The 23,115-nt window shown below is 63.9% G+C and carries 23 protein-coding genes; 12 read left to right on the forward strand and 11 right to left on the reverse strand.

Annotated features, from left to right (window positions below; translation table 11 throughout):
- Positions 1–2 precede the first annotated feature (2 nt).
- Positions 3–1,160, reverse strand: a complete 1,158-nt coding sequence (locus ACVIJ6_RS32395; protein ID WP_456776035.1) for an FAD-dependent monooxygenase — start codon at positions 1,158–1,160, stop codon at positions 3–5.
- Here ACVIJ6_RS32395 and ACVIJ6_RS32400 point away from each other — a divergent pair.
- Together ACVIJ6_RS32400 and ACVIJ6_RS32405 are read left to right on the forward strand one after the other, a co-directional pair.
- Positions 1,159–1,719 (forward strand): acyl-CoA thioesterase, encoded by a 561-nt coding sequence (locus ACVIJ6_RS32400; protein WP_456776036.1) that lies wholly within the window; start codon positions 1,159–1,161, stop codon positions 1,717–1,719. The two genes, ACVIJ6_RS32395 and ACVIJ6_RS32400, sit on opposite strands and share 2 nt — an antisense overlap.
- Entirely contained in the window at positions 1,716–2,564 is an 849-nt protein-coding gene (locus ACVIJ6_RS32405) for an IclR family transcriptional regulator (RefSeq protein WP_456776037.1), read from the forward strand. Before ACVIJ6_RS32400 ends, ACVIJ6_RS32405 begins: the two co-directional genes overlap by 4 nt.
- A 94-nt stretch (positions 2,565–2,658) precedes the next feature.
- On the opposite strand, the gene ACVIJ6_RS32410 is transcribed toward ACVIJ6_RS32405, so the two are convergent.
- Complete coding sequence (locus ACVIJ6_RS32410; protein ID WP_456776038.1) at positions 2,659–4,185, reverse strand: MFS transporter; 1,527 nt, start codon at positions 4,183–4,185, stop codon at positions 2,659–2,661.
- A 59-nt stretch (positions 4,186–4,244) separates the two neighbouring features.
- On the reverse strand, positions 4,245–5,264 hold the full coding sequence (locus ACVIJ6_RS32415) for an HlyD family secretion protein (RefSeq protein ID WP_456776039.1): 1,020 nt from the start codon (positions 5,262–5,264) through the stop codon (positions 4,245–4,247).
- Positions 5,265–5,633: 369 nt separating this feature from the next.
- Here ACVIJ6_RS32415 and ACVIJ6_RS32420 point away from each other — a divergent pair, with 369 nt between their 5' ends.
- The gene (locus ACVIJ6_RS32420) at positions 5,634–6,557 is read left to right on the forward strand and encodes a LysR substrate-binding domain-containing protein (RefSeq protein WP_456776040.1); all 924 of its coding nucleotides are present in this window, start codon (positions 5,634–5,636) and stop codon (positions 6,555–6,557) included.
- Between the two features lie 131 nt (positions 6,558–6,688).
- Here the strand turns inward: ACVIJ6_RS32420 and ACVIJ6_RS32425 are convergent, their stop codons facing one another.
- The 4 genes from ACVIJ6_RS32425 to ACVIJ6_RS32440 form a co-directional block, all read right to left on the reverse strand.
- The gene (locus tag ACVIJ6_RS32425) at positions 6,689–7,258 is read right to left on the reverse strand and encodes a VOC family protein (protein ID WP_456776041.1); all 570 of its coding nucleotides are present in this window, start codon (positions 7,256–7,258) and stop codon (positions 6,689–6,691) included.
- 40 nt (positions 7,259–7,298) lie between these two features.
- Positions 7,299–7,841 (reverse strand): tripartite tricarboxylate transporter substrate-binding protein, encoded by a 543-nt coding sequence (locus ACVIJ6_RS32430; protein WP_456776042.1) that lies wholly within the window; start codon positions 7,839–7,841, stop codon positions 7,299–7,301.
- Positions 7,842–7,851: 10 nt separating this feature from the next.
- Positions 7,852–8,259: a tripartite tricarboxylate transporter substrate-binding protein gene (locus ACVIJ6_RS32435; RefSeq protein WP_456776043.1), complete on the reverse strand. Its 408-nt coding sequence runs from the start codon at positions 8,257–8,259 to the stop codon at positions 7,852–7,854.
- 92 nt (positions 8,260–8,351) lie between these two features.
- Positions 8,352–9,275: a zinc-dependent alcohol dehydrogenase family protein gene (locus ACVIJ6_RS32440; protein ID WP_456776044.1), complete on the reverse strand. Its 924-nt coding sequence runs from the start codon at positions 9,273–9,275 to the stop codon at positions 8,352–8,354.
- Between the two features lie 183 nt (positions 9,276–9,458).
- Here ACVIJ6_RS32440 and ACVIJ6_RS32445 point away from each other — a divergent pair, with 183 nt between their 5' ends.
- From ACVIJ6_RS32445 to ACVIJ6_RS32460, 4 genes are all read left to right on the forward strand, one after another.
- A complete protein-coding gene (locus ACVIJ6_RS32445; protein WP_456776045.1) occupies positions 9,459–10,157 on the forward strand; it encodes an FCD domain-containing protein in 699 nt (232 codons plus the stop codon).
- Between the two features lie 96 nt (positions 10,158–10,253).
- Entirely contained in the window at positions 10,254–11,117 is an 864-nt protein-coding gene (locus tag ACVIJ6_RS32450) for a fumarylacetoacetate hydrolase family protein (RefSeq protein WP_456776046.1), read from the forward strand.
- Between the two features lie 4 nt (positions 11,118–11,121).
- Positions 11,122–11,703, forward strand: coding sequence for an amino acid synthesis family protein (locus ACVIJ6_RS32455; RefSeq protein ID WP_456776047.1), 582 nt, complete (start codon positions 11,122–11,124; stop codon positions 11,701–11,703).
- A gap of 315 nt (positions 11,704–12,018) precedes the next feature.
- On the forward strand, positions 12,019–12,309 hold the full coding sequence (locus ACVIJ6_RS32460) for a hypothetical protein (RefSeq protein WP_456776048.1): 291 nt from the start codon (positions 12,019–12,021) through the stop codon (positions 12,307–12,309).
- Between the two features lie 283 nt (positions 12,310–12,592).
- Here ACVIJ6_RS32460 and ACVIJ6_RS32465 read toward each other — a convergent pair whose 3' ends face one another.
- Positions 12,593–13,168, reverse strand: a complete 576-nt coding sequence (locus tag ACVIJ6_RS32465; protein WP_456776049.1) for a TetR/AcrR family transcriptional regulator — start codon at positions 13,166–13,168, stop codon at positions 12,593–12,595.
- Between the two features lie 309 nt (positions 13,169–13,477).
- Here ACVIJ6_RS32465 and ACVIJ6_RS32470 point away from each other — a divergent pair, with 309 nt between their 5' ends.
- Genes ACVIJ6_RS32470 through ACVIJ6_RS32480 form a run of 3 tightly spaced genes read left to right on the forward strand, consistent with a single transcriptional unit; the run spans position 13,478 to position 18,533 of the window.
- Complete coding sequence (locus tag ACVIJ6_RS32470; RefSeq protein WP_456776050.1) at positions 13,478–14,647, forward strand: HlyD family secretion protein; 1,170 nt, start codon at positions 13,478–13,480, stop codon at positions 14,645–14,647.
- A complete protein-coding gene (gene rbbA, locus ACVIJ6_RS32475) occupies positions 14,644–17,418 on the forward strand; it encodes a ribosome-associated ATPase/putative transporter RbbA (RefSeq protein WP_456776051.1) in 2,775 nt (924 codons plus the stop codon). Before ACVIJ6_RS32470 ends, rbbA begins: the two co-directional genes overlap by 4 nt.
- Positions 17,419–17,420: 2 nt before the next feature.
- Positions 17,421–18,533, forward strand: a complete 1,113-nt coding sequence (locus ACVIJ6_RS32480; RefSeq protein WP_456776052.1) for an ABC transporter permease — start codon at positions 17,421–17,423, stop codon at positions 18,531–18,533.
- Between the two features lie 448 nt (positions 18,534–18,981).
- Here ACVIJ6_RS32480 and ACVIJ6_RS32485 read toward each other — a convergent pair whose 3' ends face one another.
- Entirely contained in the window at positions 18,982–19,269 is a 288-nt protein-coding gene (locus ACVIJ6_RS32485; RefSeq protein WP_456776053.1) for a hypothetical protein, read from the reverse strand.
- 405 nt (positions 19,270–19,674) lie between these two features.
- Here ACVIJ6_RS32485 and ACVIJ6_RS32490 point away from each other — a divergent pair, with 405 nt between their 5' ends.
- A complete protein-coding gene (locus ACVIJ6_RS32490; protein WP_456776054.1) occupies positions 19,675–20,028 on the forward strand; it encodes a hypothetical protein in 354 nt (117 codons plus the stop codon).
- 324 nt (positions 20,029–20,352) lie between these two features.
- Here the strand turns inward: ACVIJ6_RS32490 and ACVIJ6_RS32495 are convergent, their stop codons facing one another.
- The gene (locus ACVIJ6_RS32495) at positions 20,353–20,688 is read right to left on the reverse strand and encodes a hypothetical protein (RefSeq protein WP_456776055.1); all 336 of its coding nucleotides are present in this window, start codon (positions 20,686–20,688) and stop codon (positions 20,353–20,355) included.
- Positions 20,689–21,030: 342 nt separating this feature from the next.
- Positions 21,031–21,963, reverse strand: a complete 933-nt coding sequence (locus tag ACVIJ6_RS32500) for an alpha/beta hydrolase (protein WP_456776056.1) — start codon at positions 21,961–21,963, stop codon at positions 21,031–21,033.
- A gap of 185 nt (positions 21,964–22,148) precedes the next feature.
- On the opposite strand from ACVIJ6_RS32500, the gene ACVIJ6_RS32505 reads away from it, so the two are divergent.
- Positions 22,149–23,042 carry a helix-turn-helix domain-containing protein gene (locus ACVIJ6_RS32505; RefSeq protein ID WP_456776057.1) on the forward strand — a complete coding sequence of 298 codons (894 nt, stop codon included), beginning with the start codon at positions 22,149–22,151 and terminating at the stop codon, positions 23,040–23,042.
- The last annotated feature ends 73 nt before the right edge of the window (positions 23,043–23,115 follow it).

Below are 23,115 nucleotides of genomic sequence, written 5' to 3' on the forward strand. Positions count from 1 at the left end.
CCTCATTGCCGCGCGATCGAGCATTGCGACGAATGCGCATCGTAGCGCTCCATGAAGCGCGGCGACATCTCGCGAAGTTGACGATCGTCGATCCGGCCGGACCTCGTGATGTAGCTGTAGCTGAAATCCAGCGGTGCGAGCTTCATGTGCTCCGGAAAGCGCTCATACCAGGATGCGCTCGTCTTCGCGGCGCGGACCAGGGTCTCCACCACCGGACGACGTGCCGCCTCATAGGCTTCCAGCGCCCGGCGCAGGTCCTGCGGCTCGCTATCGAGCGCGTGAACGAGGGCAATGACGTCCTCGAGCGCCAGGCGCGTTCCCGAGCCGATCGAGAAATGCGCGGTATGCAGCGCATCGCCGACGAGCACCATGTTACGATGAGACCAGCGATCGTTCCACAACCAGGGAAAGTTTCGCCAGATCGATTTGTTGGCGACGAGCGGATGCCCCTCGAGGGTGTCCGCGAACACCTTCTCGCAAAGCGCCCTGCTCTCCTCTTCCGTCTTGTCCGCAAAACCGGCCCGCAGCCAGGTTGCGCGGTCGCACTCGACGATGAACGTGCTCATCGTCGGCGAGTACCGGTAGTGGTGAGCGTTGAAGCTGCCGAGCTCCGTTTCGACAAAGGTCTGGGTCAGCGTCTCGAAGCGCTTCGTCGTGCCATACCAGGCGAACTTGTTATCATCGTATGACAGCGAGGTTCTGAAGTCGCCTTCATAGGTCCGTCGGACCAGCGAGTTCACCCCGTCGGCAGCGACGATCAGATCATACTGCGCGAGCTCATCGACCGAACGCACGACGGTGCCGAACCGCAGGTTGACACCTGCGGATCGCGCCCGCTCGGTCAATTGCGTGATGAAATCGAGCCGGCCGACTGCAGAAAAGCCGACGCCATCGAGCACGACGCGCTCTCCGCGGTGAACGAACGTGATGTCGCGCCATGTCTCCATGCGAGCGGTGACGGCATCGACCATTTCGGGATCGTCAGCGCGAAGGAAGTCGAGCGCCCTGTCGGAGAACACCACGCCAAATCCCCAGGTGGCGCCTTCGGGATTGCGCTCGAACAGATCGACCTGATCGTCCGGATGCCGGCGCTTCCAAAGCGACCCGAAATACAGGCCGGCAGGGCCTCCCCCCAGCACCGCGATGCGATTGAACCGCATGACGTTCCTCTTCCTTATCGTTGACCCGCTTCTTTCCTTATTATGCAATCATTTCCATATTACGCAAGATAAAATTTCACTGACGCAAAGCAATTGCGTTATACGCAATACGGGCGAGGCGGTTAGGCTTAGCCCCAACGCCACTCAGCAAGGATTTCGGATGTTCGAGACAGCCTTCACGATCGAATGGGGCGATTGCGACGAAGCGGGAATCGTCTTTTATCCCAACTACTTCTATTGGCTGGACTGCACTTATCAGCGCTGGCTGCGCGAGCTCGGATTGAGCCAGCGCGAGCTGCGCCGCCGCTTCGGGAGCGTCACGCCACTCGTCAATGTCGGCGCTCACTTCTTAGCTCCTGCGCGCTATGACGATGAAATGATCGTCCGCGCCGAAGTGACCGAGTGGCAGGAGCGGCGTTTTCGAATCGACTACAAGCTCTCGGTAAGGACGGTGCCGGTGGCCAGCGGCTTCGAACAGCGCGCCTGGGCCTCCGTCTCGGACAAGGGCGAACTCCGCGGCGCAAGCGTGCCGCAGGAGTTCAGGGAACTGCTGACATGAAACGCACAAGGGCAAAGGACACTGACGACGACGGCAGCGGCACAGCGCCAGGCGGCATCCAGGCGCTCGACGCTGCGCTCGTGGTGCTTCGTGTCCTGCGCTCCTTCGACGGGCCGGCAGCCCTGTCGGATATCGCCCGCGAAGCAGGCATGCCTCCGAGCAAGGTGCATCGCTATTTGGCGAGCTTCATCCATGCCGGACTCGCCGTGCAGAGGGAGCGCTCCGGGCGCTATGATTTGGGGCGCGAGGCAGCAATGCTCGGCGTTGCCGCCATTGGCCGCAACAATTTCGTCGTCCGGGCGACGCAGGAGCTCGAGGAACTCGCCAGGGCGACTGGCCAGGCCGCGCTGCTCGCCGTCTGGAGCGACAGCGGCCCGACGGTCGTCGCGCTGGAGAGAGGTCCCAACCTGACGACGACGTCGATCGGGCTCGGCAGCACGTTCCCGCTGCTGGATTCGGCGACCGGTCGCGCCTTTCTCTCTTATCTGCCGCATCAGCAGCTCGCCGTCCGACTGGCGCTCGAACTCGACCGGGCCGTGGCAGCCGGAGTCAGCTGGCCGGATCTCACGCCGGACATGGCAAGCGTCGAGGCATTGACGAAGGCAATTCGGCGCGAGCGTATTGCGCAGGTCGACGGCCGCTTCATTCCCGGTTTGAATGCGATTTCGTCCGCGATCACGAACTGGCAGGGAGAGATCGAAGTCGCCGTGACGCTGTTCGGCACGCATGGGCAGTTGCTCGCGCCGGATGGTGCGGCGCGAACCGCCTTGCTCGATTTCGTGTCCCGGCATTCGATCGCTGCCCCAACTCAGCTCGGCAGCAAGCGTGAACTTCAGACCCGGTAGTCTTCACCTGCCGCGCGTCGCGTTTCATGTCGCGGCCTGGAATAATGTCTCGGTCTGGAAGCAATCATCCTCTCTCGCGCGGTGAGGCAATCCCTCATGGCGCACCGCCTCTCGGCGTGAGCGGCCCCGGCGGTGCAGCTGTCATGAAGATGACAGCGCAGAGTCCGATGACGGCGGCCGCGAACGTCAGCCAGAAGCCGTCGATATAGGCGAGGACGTTGGCCTGTCGACTGACCATCGACGACAGGGAACTCAGCGAGCGCGCGTTCGCCGAGGCAGGGCCGTGGCTCATATAGGCGCCAGTCAGGCGCCCCACAGTCTGAGCCACGCGCTGGTCTCCGGACGCAACGTGAAGACCCAGCAGGTAGGAATAGGTCTGCTCCCGCTGCCGAAGGACCGTGGTCATCAGGGCTGCGCCAACCTCTGGTCCGACCAGCCGCAACACCTGAATATAGGCAGAGAACGATGTGGCTCGGCGGAAATCAGCATTGGCGAACGCATAGACGATGATCGCAAGAAACGTCGCTCCGAGCCCCAGCGACTGAAGCAGCGCCATGGGGATGAAGTCGTCCAGGCTCCAATCGGCGGTCAGCCGCGTACCGAGGTAGCTGGCGATGCCCAGCGCCGCCATGCCAACCGTGAGCACCAGACGCGCATCGACCCGCCGCAGAAGCAGGACGGTGAGGGGCGTGACGACGAAAAGCGGAAGCGCGACGTAGTCAAGTAACAGCGGCCCCATCTGCTCGGGCCGCAATTGTCGTATCGCGATCAGAAAATTCGGCAACAGCGACGTATTGGAGACGCTCGTCAGCAGGAACATCAGGGCCGTCAACAGCATCAGACCCGTGTTGCGGGACAGGATGACCCCTGCACTCGCCCATGGATCGGCAACGATCGCCTCATGGACGAGGAACGAGATCAACAACACGCCTGCACCCGCAAGCAGCGCGATGACCGTTCCCGAAGAGGTCCAGTCCAGGCGGTTGCCGTGGTCGAGCCCCAAAAAGAGACACATGAGACCGGCACCGAACAGCAGCATGCCGCCCCAATCGGCACGAAGCAGGACCTCGCGGTTGATCGGCTCCTTCGGAGCCCCGAAATAGGCCAACAAGGCCATCAGCGGCGCGACCGCCACATCCTGCCAGTAGACCCATTGCCATCCGGCAGTCTGAACATAGAACGCGAGCAGCGAGACGCCTGCGTTGGACGTAAACGACAGGCGGAACGCATAGACCGCCATCGCCGGGATCCACCATTTCGTCGGCAGGTTTCGCAGAATGACCATCATAGTGGCAGGCACGAACACGCCGAGCAACAGTCCGTGCAGCACATGGAGAGCCAACTGCAGACGATAATCGTGGACCAACGGGATCAGCAAAGAGATGTACGCATAGGCCAACGCCGGCCCCACGAACAGGCGACGCACCCCAAAGACCGTTGCGAGCCAGGCGACAGCTGGTGCGATCAGGATCTGCGGCGCAGCGGCGGCGGCGCTGAGCCAGGCGCCCTCGTCGAAGCCGAGACCCATCGCGCCCTTGATGTCGGGTAGCCCGATGCCGAGCAGGCGGCTCTGAAAGCTGGCGATGAACGGTCCCAAGATGACCGCACCAACGGCCAGCAAAGGATGATGCGACCGTCGGCCGGTCGAAACCGGGCCGGCGCGGACGACGGTTGCCCCGCTCATTGTCGCTCGCCCGATGGCGACGAGGATCGCGTCCGAATTCGCGTGACCACCGACATTCCGGGTCTCAGGCGCTCCAGCAGCGGCTGATCACGGTCGAGCGCGATGCGGACCGGGATGCGCTGGACGACCTTGGTGAAATTTCCGGTCGCATTGTCAGGTGGCAGGAGAGCGAACTGCGATCCGCTGGCCGGTGAGATCCGCTCGACGCGGCCGTGGAGCGTCTGCCCCGGAAACGTGTCGACCGTCACGTCGACGATATCGCCTTCGCTGACTTCGGCCAGCTGCGATTCCTTGTAGTTTGCGGTGATATAGACCTTGGGAAGGGGGACCACCGTGATGAGACTGCTCCCCGCATTGACGTAGTCGCCTTCCTGACTCTGCCTTTCGCCGACAATGCCATCGAATGGCGCAACAACTCTGGTATAGCCGAGCTTCAATCGGGCCGCGGCGAGCGCGGCTTCGGCCGACCGCAGCTCGGCCGTGCGCTGAACTTGTGTTCCTGCGAGGACATCGAGCTGGCGACGCTGGGCTTCGACGGCTGCACGCGCCGCCTGGACGTCGTTCTGCGCCTTGATGTGGCTGGCGACAACCTGTTCGATCTTCTGCCGCGGACTGAATCCCTGCGTGCTCAGCTCCTCCTGCCGCCCGCGTTCCGAACGCGCCTGATCTTCCTGCGCTACGGCCGATGCCTGTTGAGCTTCGGCCTGCACGATCATGGCCTTCTGCAGCGCGATCTGGTTATCCAGATTGTCACGGACAGCCTTCGCCGACGCGACGCCGGCCTCTGCCTGCGCCACCTGTACCTCGTAGTCGGCAGCATCGATTTCAATGAGCAGATCGCCGGAATGGACACGCTGATAGTCGGTCACCGCAACCTTGCTGACCGTTCCGGAAACGCGGCTCGACAGCCGGGTCATCTCGGCCCGGATGTAAGCATCGTCCGTCTGCTGGATCAGGGCCCGGCTCTCCCACGAATCCCAGCGGAGGATGGCCATCGCAATGAGAACGGCGACCACGATCAAAGTCGTCGTCGGGATCGCGAGACGACGCAGAGCCCGACGCGCTTTTCGATCATGTCGCTCCGCACCTCCGTGAGAAGCGGCCGATCCGACGAAACCGACAGGGGCATTCACGGCTGACTCCATCAGCTGGGATGGTTCGGGCGCCCCAACATCGATGAGGAGCCACGCGTCCAGAAGCGATCGAATCCACGAATGTTGATCCGAGCCTCGTCACCGCCTTCGATATCCACTTGCTTCACCGACGTTTTCCGCCGGATTCGCCGTTGATGCTCCGTGACGATTGGAACACTATTTACCAATGCACCAATCTTTGGATAATCCTCAAATTTCGGACACTCTGGTGCATATATATTGATAATTGAGATGGAAGATTTGAACGATATTTACTATTTTACCTCTGTTGTCGAGCACGATGGATTTTCGGCCGCCGCGCGAGCGATCGGTATCGAAAAGACTCGGCTGAGCCGGCACGTCTCCAATCTGGAGACCAGACTTGGCGTTCGCCTGCTGCAGCGATCGACGCGGCGGATCGCGCTGACCGAAGCAGGTCAGGCGTTTTACGAGCGCTCGCAACTGATCGTGGAGAGCGCCAAGGCCGCCTATGACAGCGTGCAACAGCTGAAGAAGGAACCGGCAGGAAGCGTCAGGGTGCTCTGCCCCGTGGTGCTGGCGCAGAGCTATCTCGCCCCGATACTCCCGGGATATATGGCGGCGCATCCCAAGGTTACCGTCTTCATCGAAGCCTCGGACCGCATGGCCAACCCGGCCGACGAACGGTTCGACCTTGCCCTTCGTGCACGCCCCGACATCGAGGATTCATCAGGTCTCGTCGCCCGCGAGGTGGGGCGTGCGCGACGAATCCTGGTCGCGAGCCCGGACTTCCTGAATCGCCACGGCCGACCTCGACAGCCGGATGAGCTGTCGAACGTCAACATCCTGAGCAATGCAACGGACGTGCATGAAGGCGCTGCCCGCTGGTTGCTGACCGGCAGCGAGCAGCAGCTGACCCGTCTTCAGCTGCGCCCCAAGCTCATCTCCAGTGATCTGCGCGTTCAATTCCAGGCCGCAACCCATGGAATCGGGATCGCGCTTTTGCCTGAGCCAATTGCGGTCGGGGCTCTGCAGAACGGCACGCTGGAACAGGTCCTTCCGGGCTGGTACGCGTCGGACCACATCATTCATCTGGTCTATCCGCCGCCCCGGGGCATGCTTCCCTCGGTTCGCAGCCTCATCGACTATCTGCTGACTCATCTTCCCCTGAGCATCCTCGAACGAAGCGTCTCGTGACGTCGTTCAGGCGCCGCGATCGATCGCCTCGCCTAGAGCATGATCCGGAAAGCGGAAACCGGTATTCCGAGAGATCATGCTCAAACAAAGGGATGAGCGCGTGATGCGATTCCGTGGAACCGCATCACGCTCTAATGCGCGCCGTCCGCCTCCAGACGCTGCGCCATGAGTTGCTCCCACTCGGAGACGAGCATGAAGCCGGGATCCTTTCGGCAGGCCTCTTCCGTTTCGCGCAGGATCTGCTCATCCGACTTCTCAAGCTCAAGCGGATCGCCATGCGGCTGCGGCACATAGAACGGCGTATCGACATACACTTCGACCAGATTTCCCTCAGGGTCATTGAAGTAGATCGACCACGCATTCCCGTGATTGAGGCCAAACATGTCGGTGGCGCCGTTGGCCAGTGCCCTGGCGCGGGCGATACGGAGCTGATCCAGCTCGGTGACCTTGAAGGACAACTGCATCACCGTGCTTCGCGAACTCGGCTCGCGGCCTGAGGCAAGCGCCAACTGGTGATGCATGTTTGGCTGCGAGCTCATGAAGACAAGCTGGTTCTGGAAGCGCCTGCCGACGCCGCGGTCAGTCACAACCAGATCGAGCGTCCTGCAATAAAACTCCTCGATCACCTTAATGTCCCACACATAGATTCCGACGTGGCTCAGATTCGGACGCGAATGAAGCATGTTCACCTTCGAATTCATGATCTCGATTCCATCAGGACTTGCGGAATGGCCTTGAACGTCAGATCCGCGGCAGCTTGGCCCGCTCCACGACCGCCTTCCACTTCACGATTTCCTTCTCGATCAACGTCCTCATTTCCTCCGGCGAACTACCACTCACATCGCCGCCGACTGCAGCTTCCAGCCGCCGCTTGACCTCCGGATCCTTGAGCGCATCCAGCGTCGCCGCGTTCAGCGCGCTGATGATGACCTGCGGCGTACCTTTCGGAGTCAGCAGTCCGGCCCAGGTACGGACGTCATAGCCCTTGACCCCAGACTCGTCGGCCGTAGGGATATCCGGCAACAACGAGATCCGCGACGGCGACGTCACCGCGAGCCCGCGCATCGCTCCGCTCTGGATCTGCTGCGCCAGCAGGACGGGAGTGCCAATGATGACCGGTATCTCGCCGCCCAGCAGAGCCGTCACGGCTTGCGAATCTCCGCGATACGGCACGTGAACGATGTCGATCCCGGCCATCGCATTCAACAATTCGCCGGCGAGGTGGTGCGTGCTTCCGAAACCGACCGAACCGAAGCTGAGAGCGCCCGGCTTGTCTCGGGCCATGATGATCAGTTCACCCAGCGATTTGGCGGGAATAGTCACTGCGCACCGCAACGACGAGCGCGTAGTAGACGAGCGTCGAGACCATCTCGAAGCTCTCGACCGGGTGATAGCTCAGGCTCTTATAAGTCGCAGCCGAGATCGCATGAGCGCCCGTCACAAGCGCAATCGTATAGCCGTCGGGCGCCGATTTGGCGACGGCATCGGCGGCGATGTTACCACCAGCGCCCGGCTTGGCCTCGACGATGACGGGCTGTCCAAGTCGCTTCGAAAGCCCGTCTGCGATGATGCGCGACAGGGTATCGGCCGCGCCACCCGCCGCAAATCCGTGCAGCAGGCGAATCGGCCGCGCGGGGAAGTTGTCCGCCAATGCGTCATGGCCCGCCACCAATCCGCTTGCGGCGAACAGAATCGCCGCCATCCACCACGTTATGCCGCGCATGCGTGCGCCCTCCCTCAGTTTTGATTCTTGGCCGCATCGAGGCGGCGATCTTCTCGTCGATCCGGCTCGCTCTATGGCGTCATGATGATCTTGCCCAAAGCGGACCCTTGTTCGAGCAGCGCATGAGCCTCCCTCACCTCTTCGAGCTTCAACCGCGCAGATATTGCAGGTCTGATCGCATTACGGCTGAGCGCATCGATCACGTGACGCATCAGCGCGCGCCGTCCATCTCGATCATGGTCGTAGATGTGGAACGAGAAGCAGCGGATGGCCGGGCAGATCTCAAGGTGATTGCGCATCGCAGCCATCAGATTGTCTTCCGGAAGGCCGGCAAAGGCGTTGTAGGAGAGAACCGTTCCCCATTTGCCGAGCGCGCCGAGATATCCGGTGAACTCCGGTCCGCAGACATGATCGAGCACCAGGCCAACGCCCTCGCCCTTCGTCAGCGCGCGGGTCCGGGCCACCACGTCTTCGTGACGGTAGAAGATCACGTGATCAGCGCCATTGCGCTTCGCGAACGCCGCCTTCTCTTCCGTCGAGACCGTGCCGACCACGGTCATCTGCGCAAGCTTGGCGAGTTGCACCAGTGCGGTGCCGACGCCACCAGCGGCGCCGATCACCAGAACGCTTGCAGGCGCGCGCGGATGACCACACTCGTGAAGGAGTGCGTAGGCCACCTGATAGTTCGAAAGACAAACGGCCTCGTGCAGATCGACGTTTTCAGGCAGCGCGTGGACCGCGTCGGATGGCGCGACGACATATTCGGCGTAGCAGCCACCGCGCTGGGCGAGGTCTCGCGCGCTCAACAGCACTTTTTGTCCGACTGCCACATCGTCGACGCCGGGCCCGAGCGCAGAGATGCAACCGGTCATGTCATTGCCGGGATTGGCCGGCAGCGGCGGCATCCATTTGTAGGCGCCGCGGCGGATCAGCACGTCGGGCTGCCCCACGCCGAACGCCTCGGCCCGGATTTGTACCTGACCAGGACCAGGCACGGGTATTGGAACCTCGACCAGCTCCAGTGCTTCTGGCCCCCCTGGTTGACGCACAAGAACCGCCTTCATGGGTCCGCCCATGCCTCCCAATTCCTTAATTTTCGAAAATCATATCGATTACGAAAATTATTGCAAGACGGGCGTTCGCAGGGCATTTTGCGGCATCTGTTCACTGGCAGAGCCATGCCCGACCACGCCATTCGCTCCCGCAAGGAATTCGGCAAGACGATTGCCGCCGACATCGCCCATCGGCTGCGGGAGGAAATTATCACGTGCAGCCTTGCACCCGGCGAACCGCTCCGGTTCGACGTCTTGCGCGAACGGTTCGGCGCGAGCTTCACCACGTTGCGCGAGGCGCTGACCGCAATCGCCGCGGAAGGGTTGGTCGATGCACAGGAGCAACGCGGATTTCGCGTCGCGCCCGTCAGCCGTCAGGATCTGGTCGAAATCACCGACGCCAGGGTTCTGATCGAGGTGGAATTGATCCGGCGCTCCATTCAGAGGGGCGACGATGATTGGGAAATCGCGGTGATCTCGACACTGCACAGGCTGAAGCGCATCGAGCAGCGCGACCCCGAGCACCCGCTGCGCGATCCAGAATGGAAGGTCGCTCATCGCCAGTTCCATGAGGCGCTGGTCGCTGCCTGCGGCTCCGCCACCCTGCTCGGGATTCGCGCCGAGCTGTTCGATCGCGCCGAGCGTTATCGCCACCTGTCAGCCAGTTTCCGGCCGCGCCCGCGCGACAAGGCGGGCGAACATCAGGCGATCATGCAGGCCGCCATGTCCCGCAATGCCGATCTCGCCGTGCAGCTGATCGAGACGCACATCCGGACCACCGCGGACAACGTCGCCAAATACGCGGGACATCTTCTCGCCGAATAGTTCGAAGCCACTTTTCACAGGCAGCGGACTTGCGCATCGATTTATTTTCGAAAATAATATATAATATCGAAATCGTGAACTCTCGGAACGGAAATCATGAAGCTGCTGTCGTTCTTGAACGGAAATCGGGAAAGCTGGGGGGCCGTCGTCGGAAGCGGCGTCGTCGACCTCGGCCGGATCCTCACGCAGTATCCGACGCTCGCGGATTTCCTCGGCAGCAGTGATTACGAACGCCGCGACGCCATCGTCGCTCAGCACAAGCCGGAACTGCTGCTCAGCGACATCAAATATCTGCCGGTGATCCCTCGCCCGGAAAAGATCGTCTGCGCCGTCCGCAATTATCTCGACCACCACAACGAGGCGGTGGCGTTCGGAATGAAGCGCGAGATCACCGAGTTTCCGCCCATCTTCCTGCGGATCTGGCGCTCCCAGGTTGCTCATGACGCCCCGGTGATCCGGCCGAAAGTCTCCGACAATTTCGACTGGGAAGGCGAACTCGCCGTCGTCATCGGCAAGGGCGGCCGCCACATCAGCCAGGCTGAGTCCTGGGATCACGTCGCGGGCTATTCTATCTACAACGACGTCAGCGTTCGCGACTGGCAGCGCCACGCGCAGCAGATCGCGTCCGGCAAGAACTTCGTCGGCACCGGACCATTCGGTCCCTGGCTCATCACCCCGGACGACATCGGCGACCCCACCAATCTGAAGCTCGAGACGCGCGTCAACGGCGCGGTCATGCAGTCGTCGAACACCTCGATGCTGATCTTTTCGATTCCCAGGCTGATCGAATATTGCTCGACCATTTTCGACCTCGTCCCGGGCGATGTGATCGCGACCGGCACGCCGGCCGGCGTCGGTTTCACCCGCAAGCCACCGATCTTCCTCAAACCGGGGGATGTCGTCGAGGTCGAGATCGAGAACATCGGCGTGCTGCGCAACCCCGTTGTGGATGAGGCGTAGGCGGATGTCGTCATATGATGTCCGGAAGACGGCGCTCGGCGTAGAGACCGTCTGGCACGAGCGCGGACCCCGGCTGCAGACGCCGCTTCTGGTCGGAACATCGATGGCCGTGATCCGCAACCCTTTCGCGGGCCGCTACGAGCCGGACCTGATGCCGTTTCAAGTCGCGTTGCGTGAGCTTGGACGCGAGCTGGCCACGCGCCTGATTGCGCAACTGGGCGGAGCGGCCCAGATCGAAGCCTATGGCAAGGGCATCATCGTCGGCGAGGACGGCGAGCTCGAACACGGCGCTGTCTGGCACGAAGCCGGCGGCCAGGGCATGCGCGAGGTGCTGGGACAGCCCAAGGCCATCGTGCCCGCGGCCAAGACGATCGGCGGCCCGGGCACTCGCCTCATGGTGCCGCTCGGCCATATCCATGCGGCCTATGTCCGCAGCCATTTCGGCACGGCGGAGATGACCCTGTGGGATGCGCCACGGCGCGACGAGATCGCCGTCGGCCTTGTGATGGCCACCGGCGGGCGGCCGCATGCACGGATCGGCGGCCTGGCAGCGTCGGACATCAGCGTCCACGACGGGCAGCGCTGACGAACGGTCCGGATCGAAGAACGGTGAGCGCGTCATTTTCGCACGCTCACCGCGACGACGCCGGCAGGTGTTTCTTCTGGCACGCAGCCAGCCGGGTATCGTCCCGGCCTGACCGCGCACACGACCAGAGCGTCATCCGGGTCGCAGATCTCCGGCGTGTTGCTCGCAAGACGGACTATTTCGCGGTCGCAGCTATCACGTCGACCTCGATCATCATCCCAGGCCAGCTGGCTGACGACGACGAATGTCCCCGCCGGCGGAGTCATCCCCGCGAAGACCTCGCTCCGGCACCTTGCTGCTTCTGGACCGTTTCTGATGTCGGTGACGAAGGTGGTGACCTTGGTGACATCGTTCAACGATCATCTGAGGGATGTTGCGCTGGTCGCGGCGAGCCGGGACCATGAAGTCAGCGTCGCCCAGATGGGCCGCGCCTCCCCGGAGATCAAGCCGGTTGCGCCGACTGAGATCGTGGACAACATCACGACCGCGCTCGGCATTGCCGCGCAGGGACTCGCCGCAACGCCAGCCCCCTGCCTACGTCGGCGTCGTCGCGCGGCCACTCGGGCTCACCATGCGCCGCATCACGAAGCCGGAAACGGTTCGTGATATCTGTCTGTATCGACCGACGCGCCGGTCGCTGCCTCCAGCAGCTGAGGCCTTCGGCGAATTTCTCGTGCGCTGGATGCGCGAGTGGAACGCAGCGTCGGATCGTTCATCATCAGGATCCGCCCGGCCGTTGTCTCGCAGAAAGCGCCCGTGACCGGCCCCAGCGCTTCAACGTCGGCTGAGTTGGACCTGCTCACGCGAACCTCCCGCTGCGGAGCAGCTCATTCGACTTTTCCGGCCCTCACTCTCCCGGTGGTGAACTCAGCGTGGCGGGACCGCGTCGTCATGCCGTGCCGCCCTCGCCCTGATGCTCCAGGATTGCGCCGAGCACGCCGGCGATGAGGGCCCGCAGCTCGTCCTCGTCGGACTCCACGAAAGGTTTGACGCGAATGACGTTCCTGAACAGGGTGACCCCGGTCAGCAGCGCCATCGCGAGCGTCGCACGGCGGGCGCTCGCATCCCCGATCCGGCCGGACAGAGGCTCGATCGCCGTCTCCAGGACGAACTGCCGCAAGATCGGCAGCGCTTCCGGGCTCGAAATCGAATGAATGAAGATCCCGAGCGCCTGCCCCTTTGGTACGCGACTTGACACCGCGCGCTGCGCCATCGAGGCGGCGATCTCCTCCGGCGTTCCCGCGATCAGATCCGTCATGTCCGCAGCGTCTCGGATGGCTTCCGTAAACAGCTTCTCCTTGGATCCGAAGCAGCGATGCACATAGGAGACGTCGATGCCAACGTCCCCTGCAATGTCCCGCAGGCTCGTCCGCTCGTAAGAGTTCTGCGAGAAGCGTTTGACGGCGGCCTTCAGGATCCGCTCGCGAGAGCTGGTCTTCGGGCGCGATGTTGCGGTGGCGGTCATGAGGGCTCGCTATCGGGTGTCGCCGTTCCGATTGGACAGGAGCGGAACGGCATGCCGGTCGGTCCGGCCACGATCATCCTAACATGCCCAGAAGGTCAACGCGTGTTGACTTGCATCAAGCCGGGCGGCCCGTGATGGCCTAGACTTAGCCAGCCTTTCGAACCTGCAGAGGAAATCATCTCCATGGTCAAGCGAGCACGTCCGGCATTGGCTGGTGCAGTTCCCACCACATGCGCGGGTCGAACGCGGAGCTTCGGCGCGCATCGGCGCATGGCGCGTCGCGTCACGCAGATCATGGAGGACTGACCGATGGCTGGAGCCGTGGAGACCCCGTCCAAGAGTTCGCAGCAACCAGCCATGTCGCCGCCCGACGCGGCCCCGCTTTCGGTCAAGCCGACCAAACGGCCGCCGCCGCGGACGTCATGGCGGAAGGTCCTGTTGCTGCTCCTGTTGCTGGGTGCGGGCGGCGGGTACTATGCGTGGCAGAAGCTCAGCCATCCGGGGCTCCCGCCAGGGCTCGCCGGCGGCAACGGGCGGATCGAGGCGACCGAGATCGACGTGTCGACCAAGATCGCCGGCCGGATCAAGGAGATTCTGGTCAACGAGGGCGATTTCGTCTCCGCCGGTCAGGTCCTGGTGCGAATGGACACGGAGCAGCTGGAAGCGCGGCGTCGTCAAGCAGAGGCCGAGTTGCGGCGCGCCGTGATCGGAGTCGAGACGGCGAAGAGCCTGATCCGCCAGAGGGAGGCGGAAGGCGTCGCGGCGGATGCCACGGTTGCCCAGCAGGACGCGAAATTCGAGCAGGCCGAGAAGAAGCGTGCACGCTCCGAGCAGTTGATCACCACCGCCGCGGTCTCGCAGCAGGTGCTCGACGACGATCGCGCCAATTCACTCGCGGCCAAGGCAGCGGTAAGTGCGGCCAAGGCCCATGCGGCCGCGACCGAGGCAGCGCTGAGTGCGGCCAAAGCCCAGGTGGTGGATGCCGAGGCCGCAGTCGACGCAGCGCGGGCGGCCATCGAGACGATCTCTGCCGATATCAATGACAGCACCTTGAGGTCACCCCGCGACGGTCGTGTGCAATATCGCGTCGCCCAGCTCGGCGAGGTGTTGGCGGCGGGCGGGCGCATCCTCAACCTCGTCGATCTCGGCGACGTCTACATGACGTTCTTCCTGCCGACGGCAGAGGCCGGGCGGGTCGCCATGGGCAGCGATGTCCGCCTCGTGCTCGACGCGGCGCCGCAATACATCGTGCCGGCGAAGGTGACGTTCGTCGCCGATGTCGCGCAGTTCACGCCGAAGACAGTGGAGACCGAGGAGGAACGGCAGAAGCTGATGTTCCGGATCAAGGCCCGGATATCGCCGGAGCTGCTCAGGAAGAACATCCGCAACGTCAAGACCGGGCTGCCGGGCATGGCCTATGTCCAGCTCGATCAGAATGCGGACTGGCCGGCGACGCTGCAGCGAGGTCTGGTGCAATGAGCGGAGAGCCGGTGAGCGCTGATCACCAGCCGCAACGCCACATCGTCCGTCTGGAAGAACTCGGCCTGCGCTTCGGCAAGACGCGAGCGCTCGACGCCATCACGCTCGATCTGCCGTCGGGCTGCATGGTCGGCCTGCTGGGGCCTGACGGCGTCGGCAAGTCCAGCCTGTTGTCGCTGATCGCCGGCGCGCGGGTCATCCAGGAAGGCCGGGTCGAGGTGCTCGGCGGCGACATGGCGGATGCCGCACATCGCGCGCGGGTCTGCCCGAAGATCGCTTATATGCCGCAGGGGCTGGGCAAGAACCTCTATCCGACGCTGTCGGTGTTCGAGAATGTCGACTTCTTCGGACGCCTGTTCGGGCATGACAGGCGCGAGCGCGAGCGCCGCATTGGCGACCTGCTGAAGCGCACCGGCCTGGCGGCCTTTGCCGAGCGGCCGGCCGGCAAGCTGTCGGGCGGCATGAAGCAGAAGCTGGGGCTGTGCTGCGCGCTGATTCATGACCCGGACCTTCTGATTCTCGACGAGCCAACTACAGGCGTCGATCCCTTGTCGCGCCGCCAGTTCTGGCAGTTGATCGACAACATCCGGGCCGACTCGGCCGGCATGAGCGTCATCGTCTCCACCGCCTATATGGAGGAAGCGGCCAGATTCGACTGGCTGGTGGCGATGGATGCCGGACGGGTGCTGACGGCCGCGACACCGCGCGAACTGCTGCAGCAGACCGGAACGGCGACGCTCGACGACGCCTTCATTGCGCTCCTGCCCCATGAAAAGCGCCAAGGCCACGCGCCCGTGGTCATTCCGCCGCGTGCCGCTGCAGCCGACGAGGACGTCGCGATCGAGGCCGACCACCTGACGATGAGGTTCGGCGATTTCACGGCGGTCGACGATGTCAGCTTCCGCATCGGGCGTGGCGAGATCTTCGGCTTTCTCGGCTCGAACGGCTGCGGCAAGACCACGACGATGAAGATGCTGACCGGGCTGCTGCCGGCCAGCTCGGGAGAGGCGCGACTATTCGGGCACGACGTCGACCCGAACGACATGGCCGTCCGCCGCCGCGTCGGCTACATGTCGCAGGCGTTCTCGCTCTACACCGAATTGACCGTGCAGCAAAACCTCGAGCTGCACGCGCGTCTGTTCGGCCTGGCTCCGGCAGAGACACCGGCGCGGATCGAAGACATGGCGCAGCGCTTCGAGCTTGCCGGCGTCATGGACGCACTGCCCGAGGCTCTGCCGCTCGGCATCCGTCAGCGGCTGTCCCTGGCGGTGGCGATGATCCATCTGCCCGAGATGCTGATCCTCGACGAGCCCACGTCGGGCGTGGACCCGGTGGCCCGCGATGCGTTCTGGCGGATCCTGGCCGATCTGTCGCGCCGGGACAACGTCACCATCTTCGTCTCGACGCACTTCATGAACGAGGCGGAGCGCTGTGACCGCATCTCGCTGATGCATGCGGGACGCGTGCTCGTCAGCGACACGCCGGCGGCCATCGTCGCGCAGCGCGCGGCGTCGACGCTGGAGCAGGCGTTCATCGCGTATCTGGAGGAGGCGACGCACGCAACGGATCCGGTGCCCACGCCTGCCCCGACGGCTCGGGACGGAGACGACGTCGCCGCGGAACACAATGCCGGGCGACGGCGCCTGTTCGATGCGAGGCGCCTGCTCGCTTACAGCCAGCGGGAGGCGCTGGAGCTGCGGCGCGATCCGATCCGGGCCGCCCTCGCCACGATCGGCAGCGTGGTCTTGATGCTGGTGATGGCCTACGGCCTCAACCTCGACGTCGACAACCTGTCCTTTGCCGTGCTCGATCGCGACAATACGACCATCAGCCGCGACTACGCGCTGCAGATCGCGGGATCCCGCTATTTCGTCGAGAGGCCGCCGATCGCGGACTATACCGATCTGGACCGGCGCATGCGCGACGGCGAACTCAGTCTGGCGCTGGAGATCCCGCCGGGGTTCGGCCGCGATCTCGAGCACGGACGGAACGTGCAGATCGGCGCGTGGATCGACGGAGCGATGCCGAGCCGCGCCGAGACGGTGCGCGGCTACGTGCAAGGCATCCATGCCGACTGGCTGTCGAAGAAGGCGACCCAGCTCCTGGGGAAGCGCGCCGCCGCGAGTGATTTCCAGCTCGAGATGCGCTACCGCTACAACCCGGCCGTGGCGAGCCTCGTCGCCATGGCGCCGGCCGTCATTCCGCTCCTGCTGCTGATGATCCCCTCGATGCTGGCGGCCCTCAGCGTCGTCCGGGAAAAGGAGCTCGGCTCGATCATCAACTTCTACGTCACACCGGTCACCAGGCTCGAGTTCCTGATCGGCAAGCAGCTTCCCTACGTCGCACTCGCGCTGTCCAACGCGGTGCTGCTCGTCCTGTTTGCAGTCCTCGTGTTCCGCGTCCCGTTCACGGGAAGCTTCCCGACCTTCATGCTCGCCGCCCTGCTCTATGTCACCGCCACGACCGGGATCGGGCTGCTGATCTCGAGTTTCACCAGCAGCCAGATCGCGGCGATGTTCGCTACGACGCTGCTCACGATGATCCCCGCCGTCCAATACTCCGGCCTGATCGATCCGGTCTCGTCGCTGCAGGGCGTGGGAGCAGTCATCGGCCGGGTCTACCCGACCACCTATTTCGTGACCATTGCGCGTGGCACCTTCTCCAAGGCGCTCGATCTTCGCGAGCTGTGGACGCAGCTGTTGCCGCTGGCCGCGGCCATTCCCGTGCTGATCGGAGCCGGCGCCGCGCTCCTCAAGAAGCAGGCAGATTGATCATGCAGTTCGTCAACATCGTCCAGCTTGGCATCAAGGAGCTGCGCAGCCTGCTCCGCGACCCGATGATGCTCGTGCTCATCATCTACGCGTTCTCGGCCGCCATCTACACCGGCTCCAAGTCGATGCCGGAAAACCTGAACATGGCGACTATCGCCATCGTCGACGAGGATCGGTCGCCGGCCTCGTCCCGCATCATCACGGCATTCAATCCGCCCTATTTTTCCCTGCCCCGGCTGATCAGCCAGCCGGAGATGGATCGCCGGATGGACAATGGCATCGACACCTTCGCTCTCGACATTCCGCCAAACTTCCAGCGCGACCTGCTGGCGAGGAAATCTCCCGCGCTTCAGCTCAACATTGATGCGACGCGCGTCTCACAGGCATTTACCGGCGCGGGCTACATCCAGTCGATCCTCACAAGTGAGGTCAGCGAGTTCCTCAAGCGATATCGCAGCTCCGCCGCCCCGCAGGCGGATCTGGACCTGCGGGCGCGCTTCAACCAGGAGCTCAAGCAGGCCTGGTTTGGCGCCATCAACAACCTGATGTCGAATATCACGATGCTCTCGATCGTGCTGACCGGAGCTGCGCTGATTCGGGAGCGCGAGCACGGTACGATCGAGCACCTGCTCGTGATGCCGGTGACGCCGTCCGAGATCATGCTCGCCAAGATCTGGTCGATGGGGCTCGTGGTGCTGGCGGCGTCAACCTTCGCGCTGGGCGTCGTCATCCACGGGCTGCTCGCCGTTCCGATTGAAGGCTCGTGGCTGTTGTTCCTGGCCGGAACGGCCCTCTACCTGTTCGCCACGACCAGCCTCGGCATCTTCCTTGCCACCCAGGCCGGCACGATGCCGCAATTTGGTCTGCTGCTGATGCTCGTGCTGCTGCCGCTCCAGCTGCTCTCCGGAACCATGACCCCGCGGGAGAGTATGCCCGAGCTGATCCGGGACATCATGCTGGCCGCGCCGAATACGCATTTCGTCATGATGGCGCAGTCGATCCTGTTCCGCGGAGCCGGCTTCGACGTCGTCTGGAAGCAGTTCGCGTCCTTGTTCGTGATCGGCACGGTCCTCTTCACCTTCTCGCTGCGCAGGTTCAGGGGGTTTCTGAAGTAGTGAGGCAGCTGCAGCCGACCACTTGCCGACGATCAGATTTGCACATCGCAGCTCGCCGCTTGAACGAGATCTTCGACCGCTACACAAGCGGCTCTCAGATGAACGCGATCCGTCTGCGGCCTGTGACACGTTACGCCGCTTACAGGATATGAGACGTGGGCGCTACGCCGGCGCGCGATATCGCCACGGGCACCTTCTCCACGTTTCAAACAGCAGGCGCGACGACGTCACCTCGCGGCGGCCTGTGCCCGAGTTTTTGCGATCGGTCGACCTCTTCCCGTGAAGAAGAGGCGCAGGGAAGGCCGGGTATCGACTGACACCCGCGGTCCGCGTGCAGCAAATAAGCACGCGGCAGAACCACAGGTTCAGCCCAATATCCGGCCTTCCCTGCGCGACGGTTTGAACGGGTTATAGGCGCTCTCCCCGGGGATCGGCTGTCTTGCCCCCGTCACGAGCGGATCATCATCACCGCCAGCTTGGCATCAGCACCGCGATGCCAGGACCACACCATTTCACCGTCGCATCGCTCCGTTCGTCGTCCCGGCTGTGACACCAGGCTGCAGAGCAACACGCCCGTCGCATCTTCCGGCTCGACGCTCGTGACGATCGCGAAACGTCCCTCTTCAGCGAGCCGGGATGCGCGGAAAGGTGGAGGTGATTTGCCCGACGAGGCAAGCGATCCGTCCGCGACAAACTGGCACGACGGGCGACTGGCACATGCGAGCAACGCCGACATTGCCCGTCGTGCGGCTCCAGATGGCACGCGTTGAGCGGAGCATCGCGGCCGGTCTCATCGACATCCCTTCAAACGTCCTCAGTTCTTGGAATGTACTGTCACAGTGATGAGTTGTCCGCCGCGCCGAGCGCCTGGGTCGGCAGAGCAAGGGCGCAGCGGCACAGGTCCGATCGCATCAAAGATCCGGCCGGGCTGGAACTCCAGAGGGGAGCAGCGGTTCTCATGCGGTGGACCTGACCTTCGCTTTGGGACCGCCGCCGGCTCCGCAAGCGAGCTCAGGTCCAGAACCGCAATTGATCATCCGTCTGCCGGCATTGTTCGGCTCTGGCATTCGTCAACAGTTCTCGCCAGGGCCCGACGCGGGAGACATCCGCCGATCACGGCGCACTTCACTGGAGGCATGACATGTCGACCAAACAATCACTGCTCGGCCGCACGGCCATCATCGCTTCATTGACCGCACTCGCGATCGGCGCCCTGACGCCGACCAGTGCCGATGCTCGGAATCGGCGCTGGCACGGCGGCGCTGCGGCCGGCGCGGCCCTTGCGGCGGGTGCCATCGGCACCGGTCTTGCGATCGCCGCGAGCCGCGACGCCTATGATTACTATGGTGGTCCGGCCTATGGCGGCCCGGCCTATTACGGCCCGAAACCCTACGCCTATGGCTATTATCGCAAAGGCGAATACCCTTATCAGGTGTATGGCGGCGAAAGCCCGAATGCGGTCTGCGCACAAGGGACCACCTGGAATTGCCGCTGAGGGCACGTCTGATTGAAACCTCGGCGCCGAACCGGGGGCGGTTTCGCGGCGCTCGTCCGGCGCCCAGGCCCAGCGCCCCCCTGTCCTCGTGACCAGTCCCGTCGCCCGCAACGAGCGCACGGCATGCGGGACCGGTCAGGGGCGTTTCCCTGAAGCCCGCTGGGCCTCAGCTGGCGCTCGCCCCGGTCGACGCGCCGAACGCAAGACGGATGATATGTGTTGATCCGGTGCAGTCAGTTTCGCGCACTGTCGCGGGCTTCCCCGCAAACGGATCGCTCGAAGAGCAACACTCTATGGCGCGAGCCGCCGAAGCTGCCATCCGCGTCATCGCGCGTCACCAACCAGACGAAGGTCGATCCTGCCGATCAGCTCCGCGCGAAACCTCTCAGCGGCGGCGATCGCCGCCATGGTCTGTCGCAATGTGCTGACATTCGATCCGAGCGAAACGATGCCGCCCAGCACAGCAGCAATCGCCCCGAGGGCGACGACCGCATTGGACCCCAGCAGACCCAGCATCGCGCCGAGCAGCAATCCTCCGCCGACACAGATCACGACCTTCGAGGCCAGGATGATCTTCCGACACCGTTCGGCCGTGACGGCGAGCTCCTCGATCCGCGCCTCAATCCGGGCGATCTCGTCGCTCGGGTTGTCCTCATCCATCAGACCAACTGTTCTCCATGATGATTGCTTTGGGCGCTATTCCCTTTCCGACGACAAGCGTACCGCCAATGACCGGACAAACCAAGAGGTGGTTTGCAGCCGTGAAACAACGACTGTCGATCAGCGGGAAGTTGAGTGCAGTGACCGCGCACTGCCGATGATGCTCATCAGCCGAAGCGGCGTCGGTCCACCCTGGTCAAGTGATCGGAGTTTGACTCCTCGCTTCAGCAGCTCACGACAGGGCGCGTCACGTTACTGACACCGGGCAACGATGCCCCTTCGAAGCTCGCGCGGAGCAAGGGCGGCGAGCAGGGTCAAGGCCCGCGCTCGCACCTCGCGCACTCAAGGCCGACGCATCTCCAGCAAATGCGTGACGAACCAGTCGCGCGCTGCCGCCGATGACGGCTCGAAACATTCGACATAAGGCGCGAAGTGACCGCAAGGCAGGCTGACGAACTGCTTCGGCTCGCCCGCCTGAGCGAAGGCCGCGCGCGCCGCCTCGATCGGCATCAGCGTGTCGCCCTCCGCCGCGATGAACATCAGCGGACGCGGCGCGATACGATGCAGATAAGCAGCCGGCTCGAAGCTGAAGGTCAGCTCCAGGCTGCGCACGGTTACCTCGTTGCGCCACAACGGCGAGATTTTCGCCGCCTCCATGCACCAATCATACGCGTCGGGTGTCGCGAGAATGCACGGCGTCGTCGCCGGATCCTGCGCCACCACCGGCATGGTCATCGGCGGCTCGCCGGCGGCACGGGCCAGCCGCTCGCCAGCGAACAGCTGCGACAGCTGCGCCTTGGCCTCTGCGGGGATGTGGCTCCAGATCGCGCCACCGCTGATGAACGAGACCTGCACCGCCACGCAGCGGATGCGTTGATCGATCGCAGCCGCTTGAATGGCGACACCGCCGCCATAGCTCGACCCCCAGGCGCCGACCCTGGTCGAATCGACGCGCGGCAGGGTCGTCGCGAAGGTAATGGCATCGCGATAATCGGCGAGCTGCTGCATCGGGTCGATCTCCTGCCGGACACGGCCTTCGCTCTCGCCGAAATTGCGCGGATCATAGACCAGGGCGCCAAGGCCGGCCGCGCTGAAGGCGGCCGCGTATTTGTCGAGATAACTGTCCTTGAGCGCGCTGAAGCCATGATGCAGCACCACGATCGGCGCCGTCGGCGTATCGCCCTGCGGCGGCACATGCCAGCCGCGCAGCACGGTCCCGTCGTCTGCCGTGAAGGCCACCTTCTCAAACCCCGCCCGCAGATTCGAACCAGCCATCGCAACCTCCCTGTGTTGTCGCCCTACCCGCCTTGTCTGCAAAGCGGTCTTGGCCTAGGCTCTACGACAACAGCGGCATCGAGGTCTCGGACGGGGGCGAAAGCGGATCCGGACGACAGCGCAACCGCGCAATAACGCAGCGCCGGACGCGAGAGCCTCACGGCGGTCAAGGGAGAGCGTTTCAGATGCCGAGCGTGCATGGGCTTTCCCCCTCCCCGACCCGACCGGTCGACCCCATGCTCGGCTGGAGTATCGAGACTGACGCATCACACCATCAGCAGATGAGGCCGCTCGGTGATGCCCTGGTGATCGAGACGCAAGTCGCACAGGGCTGCGCCGGAATCCGCCGTGCGTCTGACGCTGGTCTGGTGGTGGTCATGACAGTGATCGACGGCCAGGAGCGCGGCGAAGACGCTACTGGTAGCGCGTTGTTCGAGCGCGGCGACGTGATCGTCTGGACCACGCGCGACACGCTCGCGTTCACCACGCTGAGCCCGCTGCGCAAAATGCTGATTGCCTGCCCCGAAGCAGCGATCCGGGCTGCCCACCCCGACCTGATCGGGCGCAGCCGCCTGCATCTGTCCGGCCGGCGCGGCTTCGGCGCCGCCGTCTCCGGCTACTTCCAGGGCCTCGCGGGCTCCCTGGCCGGGCTGGACGACAGCGAGGCGCATGCCGCCGTCGAGACCGGGCTCGAGATCGTCGCCAGGGCTGCACGCCTGGCGCGCCGCGACGCCGCGCCGCGCCGCTCCTCGACCCAGCTGGCGCGGATCATGCGCAATATCGACGCCCAACTGCACGATCCCGACCTCGACAGTGCCGCGGTCGCCGCCAGCGTCGGCCTTTCCGTCCGCTCCGTGCAATTGCTGTTCGCTGAGCACGGCACCACGCCCTCGGAATGGATCCGCCAGCGTCGCCTCGACCGTTGTCGCAGCGATCTGGAAGCCGCGCGCCGCACCGAAAGCATCACCAGCATTGCCCTGCGCTGGGGCTTCGACGACCCCTCGCATTTCAGCCGCCTGTTCCGTCGCCGCTACGGCATCGCGCCGCGCGCGCTGGCGCGAAAGAGGCAGGAGGCCTGATCACGCGCCGCGGTTCGATGGCCTCGTAACATGGCCTCGTAACCGGGCATCCCGAACAATCCGAACAGCCCCG

It is taken from the genome of Bradyrhizobium sp. USDA 4369, assembly GCF_054056435.1.

What these genes read in the sequence shown, in the direction of transcription:
- ACVIJ6_RS32400 (WP_456776036.1), top strand. Translation starts at nt 1,159, where the DNA reads ATGACGTTCCTCTTCCTTATCGTTGACCCGCTTCTTTCCTTATTATGC.
- ACVIJ6_RS32395 (WP_456776035.1), bottom strand. Translation starts at nt 1,160, where the DNA reads ATGCGGTTCAATCGCATCGCGGTGCTGGGGGGAGGCCCTGCCGGCCTG.
- ACVIJ6_RS32405 (WP_456776037.1), top strand. Translation starts at nt 1,716, where the DNA reads ATGAAACGCACAAGGGCAAAGGACACTGACGACGACGGCAGCGGCACA.
- ACVIJ6_RS32420 (WP_456776040.1), top strand. Translation starts at nt 5,634, where the DNA reads ATGGAAGATTTGAACGATATTTACTATTTTACCTCTGTTGTCGAGCAC.
- ACVIJ6_RS32425 (WP_456776041.1), bottom strand. Translation starts at nt 7,258, where the DNA reads ATGAATTCGAAGGTGAACATGCTTCATTCGCGTCCGAATCTGAGCCAC.
- ACVIJ6_RS32430 (WP_456776042.1), bottom strand. Translation starts at nt 7,841, where the DNA reads ATGGCCCGAGACAAGCCGGGCGCTCTCAGCTTCGGTTCGGTCGGTTTC.
- ACVIJ6_RS32435 (WP_456776043.1), bottom strand. Translation starts at nt 8,259, where the DNA reads ATGGCGGCGATTCTGTTCGCCGCAAGCGGATTGGTGGCGGGCCATGAC.
- ACVIJ6_RS32445 (WP_456776045.1), top strand. Translation starts at nt 9,459, where the DNA reads ATGCCCGACCACGCCATTCGCTCCCGCAAGGAATTCGGCAAGACGATT.
- ACVIJ6_RS32450 (WP_456776046.1), top strand. Translation starts at nt 10,254, where the DNA reads ATGAAGCTGCTGTCGTTCTTGAACGGAAATCGGGAAAGCTGGGGGGCC.
- ACVIJ6_RS32455 (WP_456776047.1), top strand. Translation starts at nt 11,122, where the DNA reads ATGTCGTCATATGATGTCCGGAAGACGGCGCTCGGCGTAGAGACCGTC.
- ACVIJ6_RS32460 (WP_456776048.1), top strand. Translation starts at nt 12,019, where the DNA reads ATGTCGGTGACGAAGGTGGTGACCTTGGTGACATCGTTCAACGATCAT.
- ACVIJ6_RS32465 (WP_456776049.1), bottom strand. Translation starts at nt 13,168, where the DNA reads ATGACCGCCACCGCAACATCGCGCCCGAAGACCAGCTCTCGCGAGCGG.
- ACVIJ6_RS32470 (WP_456776050.1), top strand. Translation starts at nt 13,478, where the DNA reads ATGGCTGGAGCCGTGGAGACCCCGTCCAAGAGTTCGCAGCAACCAGCC.
- rbbA (WP_456776051.1), top strand. Translation starts at nt 14,644, where the DNA reads ATGAGCGGAGAGCCGGTGAGCGCTGATCACCAGCCGCAACGCCACATC.
- ACVIJ6_RS32480 (WP_456776052.1), top strand. Translation starts at nt 17,421, where the DNA reads ATGCAGTTCGTCAACATCGTCCAGCTTGGCATCAAGGAGCTGCGCAGC.
- ACVIJ6_RS32485 (WP_456776053.1), bottom strand. Translation starts at nt 19,269, where the DNA reads ATGTCGGCGTTGCTCGCATGTGCCAGTCGCCCGTCGTGCCAGTTTGTC.
- ACVIJ6_RS32490 (WP_456776054.1), top strand. Translation starts at nt 19,675, where the DNA reads ATGTCGACCAAACAATCACTGCTCGGCCGCACGGCCATCATCGCTTCA.
- ACVIJ6_RS32495 (WP_456776055.1), bottom strand. Translation starts at nt 20,688, where the DNA reads ATGGATGAGGACAACCCGAGCGACGAGATCGCCCGGATTGAGGCGCGG.
- ACVIJ6_RS32500 (WP_456776056.1), bottom strand. Translation starts at nt 21,963, where the DNA reads ATGGCTGGTTCGAATCTGCGGGCGGGGTTTGAGAAGGTGGCCTTCACG.
- ACVIJ6_RS32505 (WP_456776057.1), top strand. Translation starts at nt 22,149, where the DNA reads ATGCCGAGCGTGCATGGGCTTTCCCCCTCCCCGACCCGACCGGTCGAC.